This window comes from Nonomuraea sp. ZG12 (genome assembly GCF_052068115.1).
In the GTDB taxonomy this organism is placed as follows: domain Bacteria; phylum Actinomycetota; class Actinomycetes; order Streptosporangiales; family Streptosporangiaceae; genus Nonomuraea.
On sequence record NZ_JBQHCW010000026.1, the window covers coordinates 66,994 to 82,856 of the forward strand.

The 15,863-nt window shown below is 71.8% G+C and carries 15 protein-coding genes; 4 read left to right on the forward strand and 11 right to left on the reverse strand.

Annotated features, from left to right (window positions below; all coding sequences use genetic code 11):
* The first annotated feature begins 6 nt into the window (after positions 1–6).
* Positions 7–897: a hypothetical protein gene (locus ACTMTF_RS40735; protein WP_441115461.1), complete on the forward strand. Its 891-nt coding sequence runs from the start codon at positions 7–9 to the stop codon at positions 895–897.
* Positions 898–915: 18 nt separating this feature from the next.
* Here ACTMTF_RS40735 and ACTMTF_RS40740 read toward each other — a convergent pair whose 3' ends face one another.
* From ACTMTF_RS40740 to ACTMTF_RS40755, 4 genes are all read right to left on the reverse strand, one after another.
* Entirely contained in the window at positions 916–2,739 is a 1,824-nt protein-coding gene (locus ACTMTF_RS40740) for a glycoside hydrolase family 15 protein (RefSeq protein WP_441115462.1), read from the reverse strand.
* 113 nt (positions 2,740–2,852) lie between these two features.
* Positions 2,853–4,145, reverse strand: coding sequence for an ArsB/NhaD family transporter (locus ACTMTF_RS40745; protein ID WP_441115463.1), 1,293 nt, complete (start codon positions 4,143–4,145; stop codon positions 2,853–2,855).
* Complete coding sequence (locus ACTMTF_RS40750; protein WP_441115464.1) at positions 4,142–4,585, reverse strand: CBS domain-containing protein; 444 nt, start codon at positions 4,583–4,585, stop codon at positions 4,142–4,144. The genes ACTMTF_RS40745 and ACTMTF_RS40750 overlap by 4 nt, the downstream gene beginning before the upstream one ends.
* A 72-nt stretch (positions 4,586–4,657) precedes the next feature.
* Positions 4,658–5,467 carry an SAM-dependent methyltransferase gene (locus ACTMTF_RS40755; protein ID WP_441115465.1) on the reverse strand — a complete coding sequence of 270 codons (810 nt, stop codon included), beginning with the start codon at positions 5,465–5,467 and terminating at the stop codon, positions 4,658–4,660.
* Between the two features lie 126 nt (positions 5,468–5,593).
* On the opposite strand from ACTMTF_RS40755, the gene ACTMTF_RS40760 reads away from it, so the two are divergent.
* Complete coding sequence (locus tag ACTMTF_RS40760) at positions 5,594–6,844, forward strand: cytochrome P450 (protein WP_441115466.1); 1,251 nt, start codon at positions 5,594–5,596, stop codon at positions 6,842–6,844.
* Here ACTMTF_RS40760 and ACTMTF_RS40765 read toward each other — a convergent pair.
* From ACTMTF_RS40765 to ACTMTF_RS40785, 5 genes are read right to left on the reverse strand one after another with little or no spacing between them, the layout of a single operon-like run.
* Positions 6,830–7,789: a GNAT family N-acetyltransferase gene (locus ACTMTF_RS40765; RefSeq protein ID WP_441115467.1), complete on the reverse strand. Its 960-nt coding sequence runs from the start codon at positions 7,787–7,789 to the stop codon at positions 6,830–6,832. The two genes, ACTMTF_RS40760 and ACTMTF_RS40765, sit on opposite strands and share 15 nt — an antisense overlap.
* Positions 7,790–7,831: 42 nt before the next feature.
* Positions 7,832–8,248, reverse strand: a complete 417-nt coding sequence (locus ACTMTF_RS40770) for a hypothetical protein (RefSeq protein WP_441115468.1) — start codon at positions 8,246–8,248, stop codon at positions 7,832–7,834.
* The gene (locus tag ACTMTF_RS40775) at positions 8,245–9,390 is read right to left on the reverse strand and encodes a molybdopterin-dependent oxidoreductase (protein WP_441115469.1); all 1,146 of its coding nucleotides are present in this window, start codon (positions 9,388–9,390) and stop codon (positions 8,245–8,247) included. Before ACTMTF_RS40775 ends, ACTMTF_RS40770 begins: the two co-directional genes overlap by 4 nt.
* Positions 9,387–10,697, reverse strand: a complete 1,311-nt coding sequence (locus ACTMTF_RS40780; RefSeq protein WP_441115470.1) for a glycosyltransferase 87 family protein — start codon at positions 10,695–10,697, stop codon at positions 9,387–9,389. Before ACTMTF_RS40780 ends, ACTMTF_RS40775 begins: the two co-directional genes overlap by 4 nt.
* 39 nt (positions 10,698–10,736) lie before the next feature.
* Positions 10,737–12,902, reverse strand: coding sequence for a polysaccharide lyase 8 family protein (locus ACTMTF_RS40785; protein WP_441115471.1), 2,166 nt, complete (start codon positions 12,900–12,902; stop codon positions 10,737–10,739).
* Positions 12,903–13,004: 102 nt separating this feature from the next.
* On the opposite strand from ACTMTF_RS40785, the gene ACTMTF_RS40790 reads away from it, so the two are divergent.
* Complete coding sequence (locus ACTMTF_RS40790; RefSeq protein WP_441115472.1) at positions 13,005–13,646, forward strand: hypothetical protein; 642 nt, start codon at positions 13,005–13,007, stop codon at positions 13,644–13,646.
* A gap of 5 nt (positions 13,647–13,651) precedes the next feature.
* On the opposite strand, the gene ACTMTF_RS40795 is transcribed toward ACTMTF_RS40790, so the two are convergent.
* Entirely contained in the window at positions 13,652–14,293 is a 642-nt protein-coding gene (locus tag ACTMTF_RS40795; protein ID WP_397013743.1) for a response regulator, read from the reverse strand.
* Positions 14,281–15,513, reverse strand: a complete 1,233-nt coding sequence (locus ACTMTF_RS40800) for a sensor histidine kinase (protein WP_441115473.1) — start codon at positions 15,511–15,513, stop codon at positions 14,281–14,283. Before ACTMTF_RS40800 ends, ACTMTF_RS40795 begins: the two co-directional genes overlap by 13 nt.
* A gap of 110 nt (positions 15,514–15,623) precedes the next feature.
* On the opposite strand from ACTMTF_RS40800, the gene ACTMTF_RS40805 reads away from it, so the two are divergent.
* Positions 15,624–15,860 (forward strand): hypothetical protein, encoded by a 237-nt coding sequence (locus ACTMTF_RS40805; protein ID WP_441115474.1) that lies wholly within the window; start codon positions 15,624–15,626, stop codon positions 15,858–15,860.
* The last annotated feature ends 3 nt before the right edge of the window (positions 15,861–15,863 follow it).

Below are 15,863 nucleotides of genomic sequence, written 5' to 3' on the forward strand. Positions count from 1 at the left end.
ACTGCCATGGACAGGCCCAACCCCACGAACATGATCGGGTACGCGATCCTCGGCAAGGACGGCAGACTCGGGGGCGGCAAGGGGCGACCCAGCGTCCTCTGGTGGATCGTCTTCACGCTGTGCGTGCTCTTCTTCCTGGCCACGCTGCTCCCCGGGGTGCTCACCCTGGTGTCCTGGCACACCGGGGAAGGGCGGGCCGACGTCTCGGGCGGGCTGCTCGGCGTGATCAACAACCCGTATGTGTTCAGCTGGATCGGCATGCTCCTGATGTGCGCGATGTGGATCCTGGAGTACACCCGGCGCGGGTCGATCGGGGTGTCGAAACAGCAGCGGGGCAAGAAGGGGCCTGAAGGGAGCTTTCAGTCGGAGATCCGGCTGCTGTCCACGCCGATGCACCTGGCGTGGTTCGTCGGGCTCGCGGTGCTGGCCGGGGCGCTGCTCGGCCTGCCCTGGACCCTGGACTGGGACTCCGACATCTTCTTCTCCTGGTTCCTGTGGGGCGCGATCATCACGCCGGTGAACGGCGCCGTCCTCGGCTCACTGGTCAAGAAGACCTTCTACGCCCGCTGGTACCGGCGGCAGGCGGCCAAGAGCCCGGGCGGGCGTGTCATCCGCAGGGCGCAGCCGTTCTGGCGCTCGTTCTCCTACGGGTGGCGGCTCGACCTGTGGATCTGCGGGGCCGCGATGCTCATGATCGTGGCCGGCGCGCTCATCTGGGGAATGATGGCGTACCTCCCGGCCGGCGACTTCGGCGATGCCGAGGACGTCCAGGAGGCGACCGCCGTCATGACCGTGCTGCTGTCGGTCGGCGTGCCGGCGATGGCGTTCGGCCTGTGGGCGTGCACGCAGTTCTGGCGCAGCGGCGAGGACATCAGGACGGGCGAGTCGGCCACGTGATGCGTCGCGGTGAGCCGGTCAGCCGAGGGCGTGGTCGAGGTTGAAAGCGGCGCTGATGAGGGCCAGGTGGGTGATCGCCTGGGGGAAGTTACCGAGTTGCTCGCCGGTGTGGCCGATCTCCTCGGCGTACAGGCCCAGGTGGTTGGCGTACGTCAGCATCTTCTCGAAGGCCAGGCGGGCGTCGTCGAGGCGGCCGGCGCGGGCGAGTGCTTCGACGTACCAGAACGAGCAGATCGAGAACGTGCCCTCCATGCCCTGCAGCCCGTCGGGGCTGCGTTCGGGGTCGTAGCGGTACACCAGCGAGTCGGAGACGAGTTGGTCGCCGAGCGCGTCGAGGGTGGACAGCCACTTGGGGTCGGTCGGTGAGACGAACTTGGCCAGCGGCATCATCAGCACGGAGGCGTCCAGGACGTCGTCGTCGAAGTGCTGGACGAACGCCTGAAGGTCGGCCGACCAGCCACGCCGCATGATCTGGCGGTAGATCGCGTCGCGGCACTCGCGCCAGCGGCGCATGTCGGCGGGCAGGCCACGCTGGGTGGCCACCCGCATGGCGCGTTCGATGGCGACCCAGCACATCAGCCGCGAGTACACGAAGTCCTTGCGCCCGCCACGGGTCTCCCAGATGCCCTCGTCCGGCCGGTCCCAGTTCTCGCAGACCCAGTCCACCAGCCTGCACAGCTGGTCCCAGCGGTCGCTGGCGATGGGCTCGCCCCATTTGTTGTAGAGGTAGATGGAGTCGATGAGCGCGCCGTAGATGTCGAGCTGGAGTTGCTCGGCGGCGCCGTTCCCGATCCGGACCGGCGAAGATCCACGGTAGCCCGCCAGGTGGCTCAGCTCCTGTTCGGGCAGGTCCCGGCGGCCGTCGATGCCGTACATGATCTGCAGGGGCCCGGTGCGGCCGCCGTCGTCGAGCGGGACGCGTTCGGACAGGAAGCCCATGAACGCCTCCGCCTCCTCGGTGAACCCGAGCCTCAGCAGGGCGTACACGCAGAACGCGGCGTCGCGGATCCACACGTACCGGTAGTCCCAGTTGCGCTCGCCGTGCATCTGCTCGGGCAGGCTGGTCGTAGGGGCGGCGACGATCCCGCCGGTCGGCGCGTACGTGAGGAGCTTCAGCGTGAGCGCGGAGCGGTGGACCACCTCCCGCCAGCGCCCGCGGTACCGGGAGGCGGACAGCCAGTGCCGCCAGTAACTGACCGTGGCGGCGAACTCGCTCTCGGCCTCGGAGATCGGGCAGCCGCGCGGCTCCACGCCGGGGCCGACGTGATCGAGGGCGAAGACCGCGAACTCTCCCTCGTGCAGTTTGAACCACGCGCGCACGTCCTGGCCGTCGGTCTCCAGCGGAACGCTCGCGGTCAGCGCCAGGGTGAGCGACGGCGACGCGAACGTCGCGCGTTCTCCCGCCAGGTGTACGGTGTGCGCCTGCCTGGCGTAGTCGAAGCGGGGCGCCATCTGGGCGCGGAAGGGCAGCGCACCGCGTACGCAGGACACCCGGCGGATCATCCGGTGCCGGTCGGCCTCGCGCGAGTTCTCCGGGATGGGCATGTAGTCCTGGATCTCCCCCACGCCGTCCTCGGCGAAGAACCGGGTGATGAGCACGTTGGTGTCGGGGAAGTAGAACTGCTTGGTCCTGGCCGGCGTGTCGGCGGTCAGCTCGAACGAGCCGCCCTTGTCGGCGTCCAGCAGCGAGGCGAACACGCTCGGCGAGTCGAAGCGCGGACAGCAGTACCAGTCGATCGTGCCGTTGGTCCCGACGAGCGCGACGGTCCTCAGGTCGCCGATCAGCCCGTGCTCCCCGATCGGGAGGTATCGGGACTCGTCATGCCTGTCACCAGCCATCATTCCTGCCCCCTCCATGCCTCAAGGTACGCAGACGCAGCATTCGTCAGGCTCTGCACCCCGTCAAGGGAGCACAGATCTTCACGGCTCCCGTACGGTTCCGATGACGCCGGTGTTCACATCAGGTAGCGCAGCCACAGGTACGGCGCGCAGAGCGAGACGGTGACGACCGTGACGACGAGCCCGTACTTCGTGAACTCCCAGAAGCTGATCGGCGTGCGGTTGCGGGCGGCGATGCCGATGACGACCACGTTGGCCGCCGCGCCGACGGCGGTGGCGTTGCCGCCCAGGTCGGCGCCGAAGGCCAGCGCCCACCACAGCACCTGCGCGTCGGCGTTGCCCCCGTTGGCTTCGACGAGCTCGGCCACGATGGGGCTCATCGTGGCGACATAGGGGATGTTGTCCACGATGGCCGACAAGCCGGCCGATGCCCCGAGCAGCACCATCGTCGTCAGCCCGAGCTGTCCCTCGGTGGCGTCCACGGCCAGGCGCGAGATCTGGCCGATGACGCCGGTCTCCACCAGGGCGCCGACCATGACGAACAGCCCGGCGAAGAACACCAGCGTGGGCCATTCGACCTCGGCGATGGCCTCCTGCGTGGTGACCTTGGTGGCGGCCACCAGGATGCCGGCGCCGAGGATCGCCACGATGGAGGGCTCGTAGTGCAGCACCGGGTGCAGCACGAAGGCGACCATCACCAGGGCGAGCACGGCCAGGCTCTGCCAGAGCAGCCGCCAGTCGGCGATCGCCTCGCGCTCGTTGAGCTCCATGATGCCGGCGGCGCGTTCGGGGTCGTAGCGGAAGGCCTTGCGGAACATGATCCGGCAGAGCCCGATGAAGACGATCATCAGGATCACCACCATCGGCGCCATGTGCACGAGGAAGTCGTTGAACGACAGCCCGCCCCTGCTGGCGATGATGATGTTGGGCGGGTCGCCGACCAGGGTGGCGGCGCCGCCGATGTTGGAGGCCATGGCCTCGGCGATGAGGAACGGCACCACGGGCAGCGTCAGCCGCTCGCAGACCAGGAAGGTCACGGGGACGATCAGCAGCACGGTGGTGACGTTGTCGAGCAGCGCGGAGGCGAGCGCGGTGATGACGACCAGCAGCACCATCAGCCGGTACGGCTTGCCGCGGGCCCGTTTGGCGGCCCAGATGGCGAGATATTCGAAGATGCCGGTCTGCTTGAGCACACCGACGATCACCATCATGCCGAGCAGCAGGAAGATGACGTTCCAGTCGATGCCGGTCTCTTCGGAGAAGAACGCGGCGCCGGCGTCGGTGGCGTGGATCAGCAGCATGATGCCCGCGCCACCGAGCGCGGCGGCGACGCGGTGGATCTTCTCGGTGGCGATCAGCGCGTACGCGCCGAGGAACACCGCCACCGACAGCCAGGCGAGAGCCGTCACGCGGACAGCGCCCGGTCCATGAGCGCCTGCAGGGTGACCGCTCCCTCCAGCCCTCGCTCGCCCACCACGGCGACCAGCGGGCTGTGGGTGCGGGCCATCAGCGCCGCGATCTCCAGCACGGTGGCGTCCGGGTCGGTGACCGGCAGCTCGCGCTTCTCCCGTGGCAGTGCCTCGCGTACGGTGCGGTCGGCCAGCACCCGCAGGAAGGTGTCGGCGTGTGCCTCGTCGATGACCCGGGCCAGCGCCGGGTCGTCCTGGCAGTAGCCGGGGACGGCCAGCCGCAGCACTTGCGTGCCCGGCAGGATGGAGGAGGGCATGCCGTCGCCGTCCACGACGATCAGGCCGGGCAGGTCCTGGTCGGCCAGCAGGCGGGCCGCCTCCGCCACCGGGGTGTCGAGGGTGACGGTCGGAAAGGGTACGAGTAGATCGCGAGCGCGCATGGCGGTCCTTCAGGGGTCGACGACAGAGCTGCCGACCAGACTTCCCGGCTCACCTGCGGTCAGGCTATCAACTCAGGGTTTCCTGGCCACCCCGCAGACCGCGCTCACCACGGTCGGCGGCTCGTCCCAGCGGTCCAGGGGCGGATGCCACTCCGGCGTCGGCACCACGCCGGGCGCCACCAGGTCGAGACCGGCCAGGAAGCCACCCACCTGCTCGGGGCTGCGCAACTGGTAGGTGTTGGCGGCGCTCTTGTTGTAGGTGGAGACGGCCTGCACCAGCGCGGGGTTGGTGTTCACGCCGTCGCTCAGGGCCAGGAAACTGCCGGAGGCCAGCGGGCTCATCAGCCGGTCGATGATCCCCTTGGGGTCGTCGTCATCGGTGACCTGGCCCGCGATGCTGAGCATCATGACCGCGACGGGCTGGGAGAAGTCGAGCGTCCTGGCGGCCCCGTCGAGGATCGCTTCCGGGTTGCGGACGTCCGCGTCGAGGTAGTCGGTGGCGCCGTCGGGGGTGCTGGTGAGCAGCGCGCGGGCGTGCACCAGCACGATGGGGTCGTTGTCCACGTAGACGACCCGGGACTCCGGCGCGAGGCGCTGCGCCAGCTCGTGCGTGTTGTCGGCCGTGGGCAGGCCGGTGCCGATGTCGAGGAACTGCCGGATGCCCGCCTCGCTCACCAGGTAGTTAACCGCGCGGGCGAGGAACTCGCGCTGCAGGCGGGCGACCATCACGAAGTCGGGGAACACGCGGAGCAAGGTCTCGCCGACCTCGCGATCGACGGCGAAATGGTCCTTCCCGCCCAGCAGGAAGTCCCATACCCGGGCGGAGTGCGGCACGGTCGTGTCGACCCGAGCCCAGGCCGGCTCGGCGGGATTGTCGCTCATGTTCAGGATCGGTCCAGTCCCTAGGATGCGGACGATTTTTTGACGCTATAACAACATAAGTACCTCCTCTATCGTACGTACCGGTCATCCGGTTTTAGGGGGAATGACACGGGCAGACCGGAGCGCATGCTTCAGCTGGACGAGACGATCTTCCTCATGCTCGAAGGCTACGGCTGGCTGCCCGGCCTCCGGCGGCGCACCTCCCGGCCGGTCGTGCACACCCGCCTGATGGGCCGGCGCACGGCGGGATTGTGCGGCCCCGAGGCGGCGCGCTTCTTCTACGACGAGACGCACATCGAGCGGCACACCGCCCTGCCCGGCCTGGTCAAGAGCACCCTCGTCGGGCAGGGAGCGGTGCACACCCTCGACGGCGCCGCCCACCGCGCGCGCAAGGCGATGTTCATGTCACTGCTGACCGGCGAGGGCGTGCCCGGCCTGGTGGCGCACACCACCGAGGCATGGGACGAGGCGGCCGGCTCGTGGGGGCGCGTCGTGCTCTTCGACGAGGCGGCCAAGGTCCTGACCCGCGGCGTGTGCCGGTGGACCGGCATCCCGCTGGACCCGGCCGAGGTGCCGGATCTGGCCTTCGACCTGGTCGCCATGGTCGACGGGTTCGGCAGCGGCGGGCCCCGGAACTGGCGGGCCCGGCTCGCCCGCGAGCGCCGCGAGATATGGCTGGCCGACCTGGTGCGGCGGGTACGTGCCGGCGAGGTGATCGCGACGGCCGGATCGGCGCTCGACGTGGTCGTCCGCCACCACTACCTCGACGGCGAGCCGCTGGACCCGCGCGTGGCAGCGGTGGAGCTGCTCAACATCCTCCGCCCGACCGTGGCGGTGTGCTGGTACGTGACCTTCGCGGCGCACGCCATGCACCGGTGGCCGCACCTGCGCGCCGTGCTGCGCGCGGGCGACGCGGACTACGCCGAGGCGTTCGCGCAGGAGGTGCGCCGGTTCTACCCCTTCGCGCCGTTCGTGGGCGGCCGGGCGGTCAAGGATCTGTCCTGGCAGGGGGAGCGCATCGCGGCGGGCAGCCTGGTGCTGCTCGACGTCTACGGCCAGAACCACGATCCCGGCCTGTGGGAGCAGCCCTACGCCTTCGAGCCGCAGCGCTTCGTCGACCGCCGGATCGGCGCCTTCGACCTGATCCCGCAGGGCGGCGGCGACCCGGACACCGGCCATCGCTGCCCCGGCGAGGACATCACCGTCGCGCTGCTGCGGGCCCTGGCGGTGCGGCTGGCCCGGCTCGACCACGACGTCCCCGACCAGGACCTGACCATCTCCCTGCGGCGCATCCCGGCCCGCCTGGCGAGCGGGTTCGTGCTGGCCGCCGCCCGCCCCGCCGTGCTGGAGAGCCGCGCCTCGTCACTCCCCGGGTGAGCGGCCCCAGGCCATGTTGATCTCACTCTGGAAGTGCGCGTACCCGGCGCGGTGGAAGGCGCGGGCCATCGGGACGTTCCCGGCGTCCGTGGCCGCCCGGATGCGCGGCACGTCCTGGGCGGCGAGGATCCGCGTGCCCTCGGCGAGCAGGTCGCCGATGTGGCCCTGGCCACGGTGGGCCGGCAGGACGCCGATGTAGGCGATGATCGGGTTGTAGTTGTTGCGTGCCGGGATGACGAACCCCACGGGATCACCGTCGCGGGTGGTCGCGATCCGCCACCAGTCGCGCGGGCTGCGGTAGTGCGCCAGCTCGTCGTCGTACTGCTCGGCCGCCGCCCGGGCGGCGGGCATTCGGGTCAGGTCGGCCCGGCTGTGGGCGTCGAGGGTGCCCTCCAGGACGAGGGTCATCAGCTCGACGAGTTCGCCGCGGTCGCCGACCGGCCGGAAGCTCAGGCGTCCGCTCGGCTCGGGCACCGGCGTCCCGGGCCGCCACTCGAAGCGCAGCCGGTCGACGAGGAGCTCGGCGCCGGCGCGTTCGAGGACGGTCATGCGGTCCTCGACGACCTGCCTGTCCGCCTCGTCCTCGCGCCACCCCGGAGGGATGAACCGGGCGTACTCGGGCGGCTGGGCACCGGCCGGCAGCACCGCCGCCGTCGCGGTGCTGAGCAGCAGGGAGGCGACGTCGAGCAGCTCCGGTGACCGGGCGGCGTCGTCCAGGTCCAGCGTGTCCAGGACGGCCGGCGGGGCGTCCGGGCGCGGCGCCCACCAGGCCAGCCTGGCGACGAGGCGCTCGCCACGCAGCGCCACCCACATCCACTCGGGCCGCCGTCGGCCGGCGTCGAGATCGTCGGCCAGCTCGTCGTTGAGCACGTACGGCAGGCGGCAGAACAGCTCAAGCTCTTCGCGTCCGGCGATGGGCCGCACGATCAGGTCATTCTTCGTCAAAGCTCTCCTTCAGGCGAACAAGCCTGCGGAGTGTAGCCGGGGTCAGCCCGGCCGGTCGCCCTGTTTTCCCTGGCCTCGGGCGGCCCTGCCCCGGGCGGCCCGCGTCCATGTCTCGTATATCCCGGAGGCGAGCGCGACCAGCACCAGGACGATCAGCAGGTTGCGGCCGTAGTCCAGGGGGAGGATCGACGAGTTGTCCGCCCGCCTGCCCAGCGCGAGCACCGTCGGCAGCGTCGCGAGCGTCACCAGCCCGGCCACGACCAGACCCGCCCGCACCGGGCCGCCCGCCCTGCGCACGACCACTCCGGCCAGCAGGACGACCGGCACCAGGACGGCGTCATGCGCCACCAGGACGCCGCCGGCCCACAGCGCCCAGCCGACCGGGTCGATGTCCTGGACCAGCCCGGTGAGGCCGAGCGCGACGAAAGCGCCGCCGATCGCGTAACCCAGCCACCTCATGACACCCTCACCGTCGTGACCCACTTGGTCTGCATGACCCCCGGCCGGTTCGGGGCGATCAGCCGCACCGGATGGCCGTGGTCGGGATCGAGCACCTGCCCGTTGATCCTCAGGGCGAGCAGGGTCAGCGGATCCTGCCAGTGCGGTGGCCGGACCTCGCTGACGCGGTAGGAGCCGCCCCGTTCGAGGGACTCCACGCTCACGAACGCCTCGGACGAGCCGCCCGCACTCTCGATGAGGTCCCGCAGCCGCACCCCCGTCCACTCGCACTCCACGCTCCAGCCCTCCACACACGCGATCGGCAGCCGCACGGTGTGCTGCGGCAGCCGCACCAGCTCGGCGTAGGTGAAGGACAGCTCTCGTCGTACGGCGCCCGTCACGACCAGCCGGTACGCCGGGTCGTCGATCAGCTCGGTCACCCCGGCCGCGACCGCCGACCTGTTGACCGGCACGCCCTGCGGGCCGACGCCCGGGTTGCGCGGGGCCAGCAGGGCCAGCCGTTCCAGCGGCGTGACCGCCTCCCCCACGGTGAGCACGACGGTCAGGCCGGAGGCCGCCGCCACGGTGTGCAGGAAGCGCCGCCGGCCCGGATCCTCCACACGCGTCCACAGGTGCCGCCGGACCTTGGCCCACTCGTTGACGACGTGCACGATGAGCGCGCCGTACACGATGTAGGCCGTCCAGTAGTGCGCCTGGAGGAAGCCGAACGGGTAGGGATAGTAGTAGGCGATGTTGAACAGCCCCGAGACCAGCTGGAACAGCGCCCCCGCCACCAGGAGGAGCACGAACAACCGCTCGGCGGCGTGGCCGGCGGAACGCAGCGGCGGCCACTGCCACAGCTTGGGGTAGACCGTCCAGAGCTTGGCCAGCAGCAGCGGGACCGTGGCGATGCCGCCGATGACGTGCAGGCCCTGGGTGACCCTGTAGAGGTTGACCGGCCGGGACGGCCACAGCAGCCAGGCCGGCGGATGCTGGGTGAAGTGGCTGAACAAGCCGGTCGCGAAGGCGACGGTGAAGCTGACGCCCAGCCAGATGCCGAGCTTCGCCGCGACCCCCTCCGATCTCAGGCGGCTGGTGAACCGGGTGGGGAGGGTCTTGAGCAGGCGGCTGGCGAACCGGGCGGAAGGAGACTGAAGGATCATGGTCGCGCTCCTGCTGGTGTGACGGTGGGAGAGTCGTGGAAACGGCGCACGGCCCAACCGGCCACGACGACCAGCGCGGCCACGGTGTAGGCCAGTGTCGCCGGGCCGAACAGGTAGCTGACGGCCCCGGCCAGCGCCACGCCCAGCCACTCCCACCGGCCGTCCAGCGCGACCAGCGCCACCACCAGCAGCGCGTACCAGGAGTATTCGGGCGTCAGCAGCAGCAGGAGCGAGCCGGTCACCACCAGTGCGCCGGCCCAGGGCCGATCCGGATCTCCCCGGCGGAGCACGTACAGGATGATCAGGCCGAGCAGCAGGATCGCCGCGTACGGCGCCCAGGCGTCCGGCAGCACCAGCCGCAGCACGGCGTACCGCTCCCGGGCCGACGGCGCCTCGTACCCTTCCTCCTGGAAGTAGCCGAACAGGTAGCCGAGGACCGAAGCGTTCGAGGTGAGCACGTAGGGCAGGTAGGCCAGCGTGACGACCGCCCCGGCGGGCAGCAGGACCGCCAGGATCCGCCGCCAGTGGACCCCGTCCCGCAGCACCCCCGACAGCGCGCCGGGCAGCGTGACGCCGGGCAGCAGCTTGGCCGCGACGGCCGCGCCGAGCAGCGCCCCCGGGCCGCGCACCACGCAGAAGGCGAGCACCACCAGCAGCACGCCCAGCATGTCGACGTGCGCGTTGTTCACCGCCTCGGCGGGCACGGCCGGGCACCACGCCCAGTAGGCGGCGGTGCGCGCGCCCGCCCACCGGCACAGGGCCAGCAGCACCGCGATCGCCATCAGCGCGCCGCCGAGCTGCAGGACCTTGTGCCGGGAGCCGTCGGGCGACAGCCAGTGCACCACCAGGAAGTACGCCTCGGCGAGCGGCGGGTAGATCGTGTGCACGGCGGGCCGGTTGATCCGGGTGCACACCCCTTCGGCGACCTTGGCCCGGTCGGGCGCGTCGCAGTCGCCGGGGAAGAGCCAGCCGTCGCGCAGCGCGCCGAGCGCCGGGTCGGCGGGCGGATGGTCGTACGGCGAGACGCCGGCCGCCTGCACCCGGCCGTCCCACGCGTACCGGTAGGAGTCGGTGCTGGTGCTCGGCGGGGCGACCAGGCCGGTGGCCGTCACGGCGATGCCGCCCGCCACGACCAGGACGGTGAGCCGGCGCGCGGGCAGCTTCCTGGCCAGCCACAGCGCGACGGCGAACAGCGCCCACCCGGCCAGATACCAGCGCAGCAGATCGGGGCGCCCGAACGCCATCCGCACGAGGACGGCGACGAGGCCCAGGAGGGTCGCGCCGAGAAGTGCCGTATGCCTGCTCACGCGCTGGAGCCTGGCATCTTTCGCCCGCCGGGTGACCGGTCAGGCGGGCATCGTCCGCACTCCGTAAGAAGTGCGCACCCGGACCGTCCTGGAGCCGCCCCCGCGATCCGCCAGCCTGCCGAACACCAGCGTGAGCGCCGGGCCGGTGACGACGCCGGTCAGGAGCGGATCGGCGCGGAGGACCTCGCCGACCGGCCGCCGCCAGGTGACGGTCAGCTCGTTCAGCTCGCGCCGGGGGTCCGACACGGTGACGGTGGCCGTGCCGTCGCGCCGCTCGTGGACGAGGACGGCGCACGGCGCGGACGCGGTGACATCGCCGGCCGACCCGGCCTGCCAGAAGTTGACCGCCGTGATGCCGAGTGACGGGATGTGCACGCCCTGCTGCCGGGCGGTGTTGGCGAGCACCCGCGACCAGCCGGGGTCGGCGGCGCGGGCGCGGGTCAGCGCCGGGCCGGCGTTCGGCAGCAGCGTGTAGGCGTACCCGGCCGAGACCGGGTCGGTGCCGTGGTCGAGCCAGAGCGTCACCCGGTCGCGGCCGCGCAGCGTGCGCAGCCCATGGACGAGGTAGCCGCCGTGACCTTCGAGGTGCGCCCAGCCGGGCCCGGTGGTGAGGGGCGCGTCCGTCCGCCGGACGTCCACGACGGTCTCGACCGGGACGCCGTCCGCGCCGGTGATGCCCGCGCCCAGGCAGACGACGGCGTCATCGAGGAAGAACCAGGACTTGACGGCCTCCAGCGTGCTTTCCAGGCCGTACAGATGCTGGCCGACCGTCGCGTACGTGCCGTCGGTCGCGCCGCCGACCCAGCGGGCGGGCGGGCACACGCCGCCCCAGGCCTCGCCGGCGCCGTCGGGCAGCCGCTTGGTGGAGACGGTCGTGCCCGGCAGGCGGTAGGGGTCGGCGGTGTGCCAGAACCCGTCGGAGTAGTGGTCGCCGTGGCCCTCGCCCCACCAGTAGAGCATCCCCGCGCCGGTGTGCCAGCCGCGCAGGTTCTCGCCGTTGCCGTGCTCGTAGTGAGCGATCCGGTGCGAGGCCATGCTGAGGGCCGCGCACCAGCCCGGCCTGCGGTGCACGGCGCGGGCGCTCATCGGCAGCAGCCGGTGCCCCACGGGCTCGCCCGCCACGGGGATCGCGCCGTCGCCGAGGATCGCCGCGAACCGGCCCGTCCGCTGGTACGCGCCCCGCACGGCCCAGCCCTTGACCATGGGCAGCCAGCGAGCCCGCTCGGCCGCCGAGGCGGTCTCCGAGAGCAACAGGATCGCGGCGGCGAGCCGCCGTCCCCTGACCCGGTCGCCGTCCGCCTGCCTGCTGACGCCACGGCCGCTGACCAGGTCCATGCAGAGGCCGTCGTGCACGAACGGCGCGAACGACCGCTCGACGCTGTCGTAGACGTGCTGCCGGTCCGGGTCGGTGATCTGCCAGGGCGAGCCGCGCAGCACCGCGAACAGGACGGCCAGGCCGTGCAGCATCACCGCCCCGTAACCGCCCTGGTAGGGGACGGTGCTGTGCTGGATGAACGAGCCGTCCCGGTAGAGGCCGTCGCCTTCGGAGACGTACCGGAAGACGGGGGACAGCGCGGCGGCGGCCAACGCGGCCTTGTCCTGATCGGGCCCGATCAGGGCGCGCAGCAGCATCACCGTGCACAGGTCCACCCGGTTGGCGCCGGTGCTGGTGCCGTCGTAGCCGATCAGGCGGCGCTCCGGCACGAAGTGGTCCACCGCCTCCGCGAGCGCCGCCCGCTGCCGGTCCGTCAGGTGCGGGCCTATCAGCACGGCCGCGTCGAGCAGCCTCGTCGGGACGCCGATCTCCCAGTGCCACCAGTTGCCGTCGGCGTCCGCGCCGGCGGTGTAGACCTGCCGCCGGTAGTGGTCGACGCCGGTGGCGACGGCCGTGGCCAGCCGCGCGTCCCCGGTCATGGCGTACGCCCGAGCCATGGTCAGCAGCCTGGCCGGGGTCTCGGTGAAGGACGGGAACGGCAGATCGGGCCAGAGTGACCCGGCGGCGGGAGCCATGCCGTCACGGTGCCGGGCCGCGGCCCGCAGCCCGGCTCGGCTCTCGTCGACCGTCACCTCGCGCCACCGCTGGCGCAGCGGCCCCAGCAGGGGCGTGGGATCCGGGGACGGCGGGTCCTTCCGCACCGGGAACACCACTCCGGCCGTGGCCAGGCCGCCGAGCAGCAGCATGGATCGCCTGGAGTATCGCGGCACACCGGCATTATCACGCGGGCGGGGCGTACGTGGCGGAAGTAGTCTGGCGGACACGTTCGCCGGGCCTCTGGCGCGGCGCCCAAGGCTGTGGACGGGGGCAGGATGACCACGGAAGAACGCATCGAACGGGCCAGGGTGCTCTACGAACAGGCCGTCTTCGGCGGTGACGTCGACGCGCTCACGGCGGCCGAGCGCGACCTGGACGCGGTCGAGGCCGATCTCGCGCTGGCCCGGGGCCGGCTGGCGCACGCGCGGTTCCTCGCCGGGACGGAGACGGATCCGCACGAGCTGGCGCTGTTCGAGCGGGCGGCCGGGCTCTACCGGGCGCTCAACGACATGCGGGGCGAGGGCGAGGCCCTGTTCTGGGCGGGCCTGGTGCACCAGGTGGTGCGGAGCGAGCATGCCGCCGCCGTGCCGGTGCTCGAACGCTCCTACGAGCTGGCGGCGGTGGCCGGTGACAAGCTGACGATGTCCTACGCGCTGCGGCACCTGGGCATCGCCGAGCACCTGGCCGGCCGGTTGGGTCCGGCGCGGGAGCGGCTGGAGGAGTCGGTGCGGCTCCGCCGGGAGATCGGGTTCCTGCCCGGCGTCGCCGCGAACCTGATCGGGCTGGCGCACATCGCCGCCGCCGAGGGACATCGTCAGGAGGCGCTGGAGCTGCTCGCCGAGGCCGGGTCCATCGCCGAGGCGGCCGGCGCCAAGGGGGTCATGCGCTGGGTGGCGGAGGCGCGCGAGCAGCTGTAGGGCGGTCAGGCCTCCAGATAGTGCAGGACGGCGGTGACCCTGCGGTCCACGCGGTCGGTCGGCGACAGGTCGAGCTTGGCGAAGATGCTGCGGATGTGCTTGTGCACCGCGCCCTCCGTCACCACCAGCCGCTCGGCGATGGCGGTGTTGCCGAGCCCCTCGGCCATGAGGGCGAGCACCTCGCGCTCGCGGGCGGTCAGCCGGTCGATCGGCCCGTCGCGGCGGCGGGTGAAGAGCTGCGCCACCACCTCGGGGTCGATGGCGGTGCCGCCCGCCGCCACCCGCTCCAGCGCCTCGACGAACTCCTCGACCCTGCCGACGCGCTCCTTCAGCATGTACCCGAGGCCGCCGGCCCCGCCGGCGAGCAGCTCGGTGGCGAAGGCCTCCTCCACGTACGCCGACAGCACGAGCACGGCCAGGCTCGGGTGCAGGCGTCTGGCCTCGACCGCGGCCCTGATCCCCTCGTCGGTGTGCGTCGGCGGCATGCGCACGTCCACCACCGCCACGTCGGGGCGGTAGGCGGTCACCGCCGACATGAAGGTCGTCGCGTCCGGCACCGCGGCGGCGACCTCGTATCCCTCACCGGTCAGCAGCAGCGCGAGTCCCTCGCGTAGCAGTGCGTCGTCCTCGGCGATCACGACACGCAAGGCAGCTCCACTTCGATCATCGTCGGCCCGTTCGGCGGGCTGGTCAGTTTGAGCGATCCGTCATGTGCTTCCACGCGACGGCGGATCCCGGCGAGACCGGAGCCGTCGCCCTCGTGCGCGCCGCCCCTGCCGTCGTCCTCCACCGCGATGCGGAGCGTATCGCCATACATGGCGACTTTGACCCGTACGTGCTGGGCGCCGCTGTGCTTGGAGACGTTCGTCAGGGCCTCGGCGACGGTGAAGTAGGCGGTCGCCTCCACCGACAGCGGCAGCGTGGCGGCGCCCAGCTCGCCGACCGTCAGCGCGCAGGGCACGGCGCAGCCCGAGGCGAGGGCGCTGAGCGCGCCCGACAGGCCCCGATCCTCCAGGATGGGCGGCAGGATTCCGCGTACGACGCCGCGCAGCTCCTGCAGGCCCTGCTCGGCGGCGCTCTGGGCGCGCTCCAGCGCGGGGCCCGCCTGCGCCGGGTCGCGGGCGAGGGCGCGCCTGGCCGCGGCGACCAGGACGACCACCGCGACGAGCCTGTTCTGCGCGCCGTCGTGCAGCGAGCGCTCGATCCGGCGCAGCTCGGCCGCGTGCGCGCGCAGGGCGCCCGCCCGGGTGGCGGTGATCCGCGCGAGGCGCTCCGACAGGTCGACCGAGGGGTGCGGGGTGAGCAGGCGCCGCCCGGGGAGGGCCTGCAGGCGGGCCATCCGAGGGCCGAGCAGGATGACGATCGCCAGCCAGACCAGGCTCACCAGGGAGGTGGCGATCGCGCCGGACCAGGTGCTCACCGGGATGCCGAACCCGGTGGTCATGTCGTTCGTCGGGAGCAGCTTCCAGTACAGGGGGAAGGTGGCGTCGCGCACCGCCATGATCGGCAGGGACAGGCCGAGCACGCCGAGCACCAGGCCGGACGGCACGTGAATGAACAGCCAGAGCAGGTCCCGCCGGGTCGCGGGGTCGCGGCGGGCGGCGCGGAGCGTGGTCCGCCAGCCCGCGTCGGGGAGGGCGGCCGGGTAGGGGCTCACCACGGGTTCGCCCCAGCGGCTCAGCCTGGCCCGCTCCTTGTCGGCGACCAGCCTGGTCAGCGTCAGCATCGAGGGCAGCAGCGGCAGCCCGATCCCAATGAGGCAGGCGGCTCCGACGAGACCCCAGCAGAGCGCGGCGAACAGCGCGAGCACGGCGGTGCCGAGGCCGCCCACGAGACGGTCGAGGGCCTCGAAGGCGTCACGAATCATCACCGACACTGTACGGAGCACGTGCGGGGGCGTCATTCCAGCCAGCCCTACCACCGAGTGGGTAGATGGCAGGATTTATCCGTCAATCGCTGCTCTATACCGTTTTTGGGATGAACGACCTCATGAGCAGCGAAGCAGACCAGGACAGCGCCGCCGAGTCCCGCGCATCCGGTGGACCGGCCGTGCGCATACTCCTGTGGGTCCTCCTCGTCGTCTTCTCAGCGATCAACCTGACCGCCAACACCGTCGAGGGCTGGAGCATGCTGGCCGGTCTGCCGTCAGCAATCGTCGTCGTCGGCTGCGCCGCGGCCCTCGTGGCCCACCACGTCAAGCAGCGCCGCCGGTGAGCT

Bases quoted from the DNA above. Each gene is read 5' to 3' on its own strand.
- ACTMTF_RS40800 (WP_441115473.1), bottom strand. From the start codon at position 15,513: ATGATTCGTGACGCCTTCGAGGCCCTCGACCGTCTCGTGGGCGGCCTC.
- ACTMTF_RS40735 (WP_441115461.1), top strand. From the start codon at position 7: ATGGACAGGCCCAACCCCACGAACATGATCGGGTACGCGATCCTCGGC.
- ACTMTF_RS40760 (WP_441115466.1), top strand. From the start codon at position 5,594: ATGCTTCAGCTGGACGAGACGATCTTCCTCATGCTCGAAGGCTACGGC.
- ACTMTF_RS40805 (WP_441115474.1), top strand. From the start codon at position 15,624: ATGAACGACCTCATGAGCAGCGAAGCAGACCAGGACAGCGCCGCCGAG.
- ACTMTF_RS40750 (WP_441115464.1), bottom strand. From the start codon at position 4,585: ATGCGCGCTCGCGATCTACTCGTACCCTTTCCGACCGTCACCCTCGAC.
- ACTMTF_RS40740 (WP_441115462.1), bottom strand. From the start codon at position 2,739: ATGATGGCTGGTGACAGGCATGACGAGTCCCGATACCTCCCGATCGGG.
- ACTMTF_RS40775 (WP_441115469.1), bottom strand. From the start codon at position 9,390: ATGATCCTTCAGTCTCCTTCCGCCCGGTTCGCCAGCCGCCTGCTCAAG.
- ACTMTF_RS40770 (WP_441115468.1), bottom strand. From the start codon at position 8,248: ATGAGGTGGCTGGGTTACGCGATCGGCGGCGCTTTCGTCGCGCTCGGC.
- ACTMTF_RS40755 (WP_441115465.1), bottom strand. From the start codon at position 5,467: ATGAGCGACAATCCCGCCGAGCCGGCCTGGGCTCGGGTCGACACGACC.
- ACTMTF_RS40790 (WP_441115472.1), top strand. From the start codon at position 13,005: ATGACCACGGAAGAACGCATCGAACGGGCCAGGGTGCTCTACGAACAG.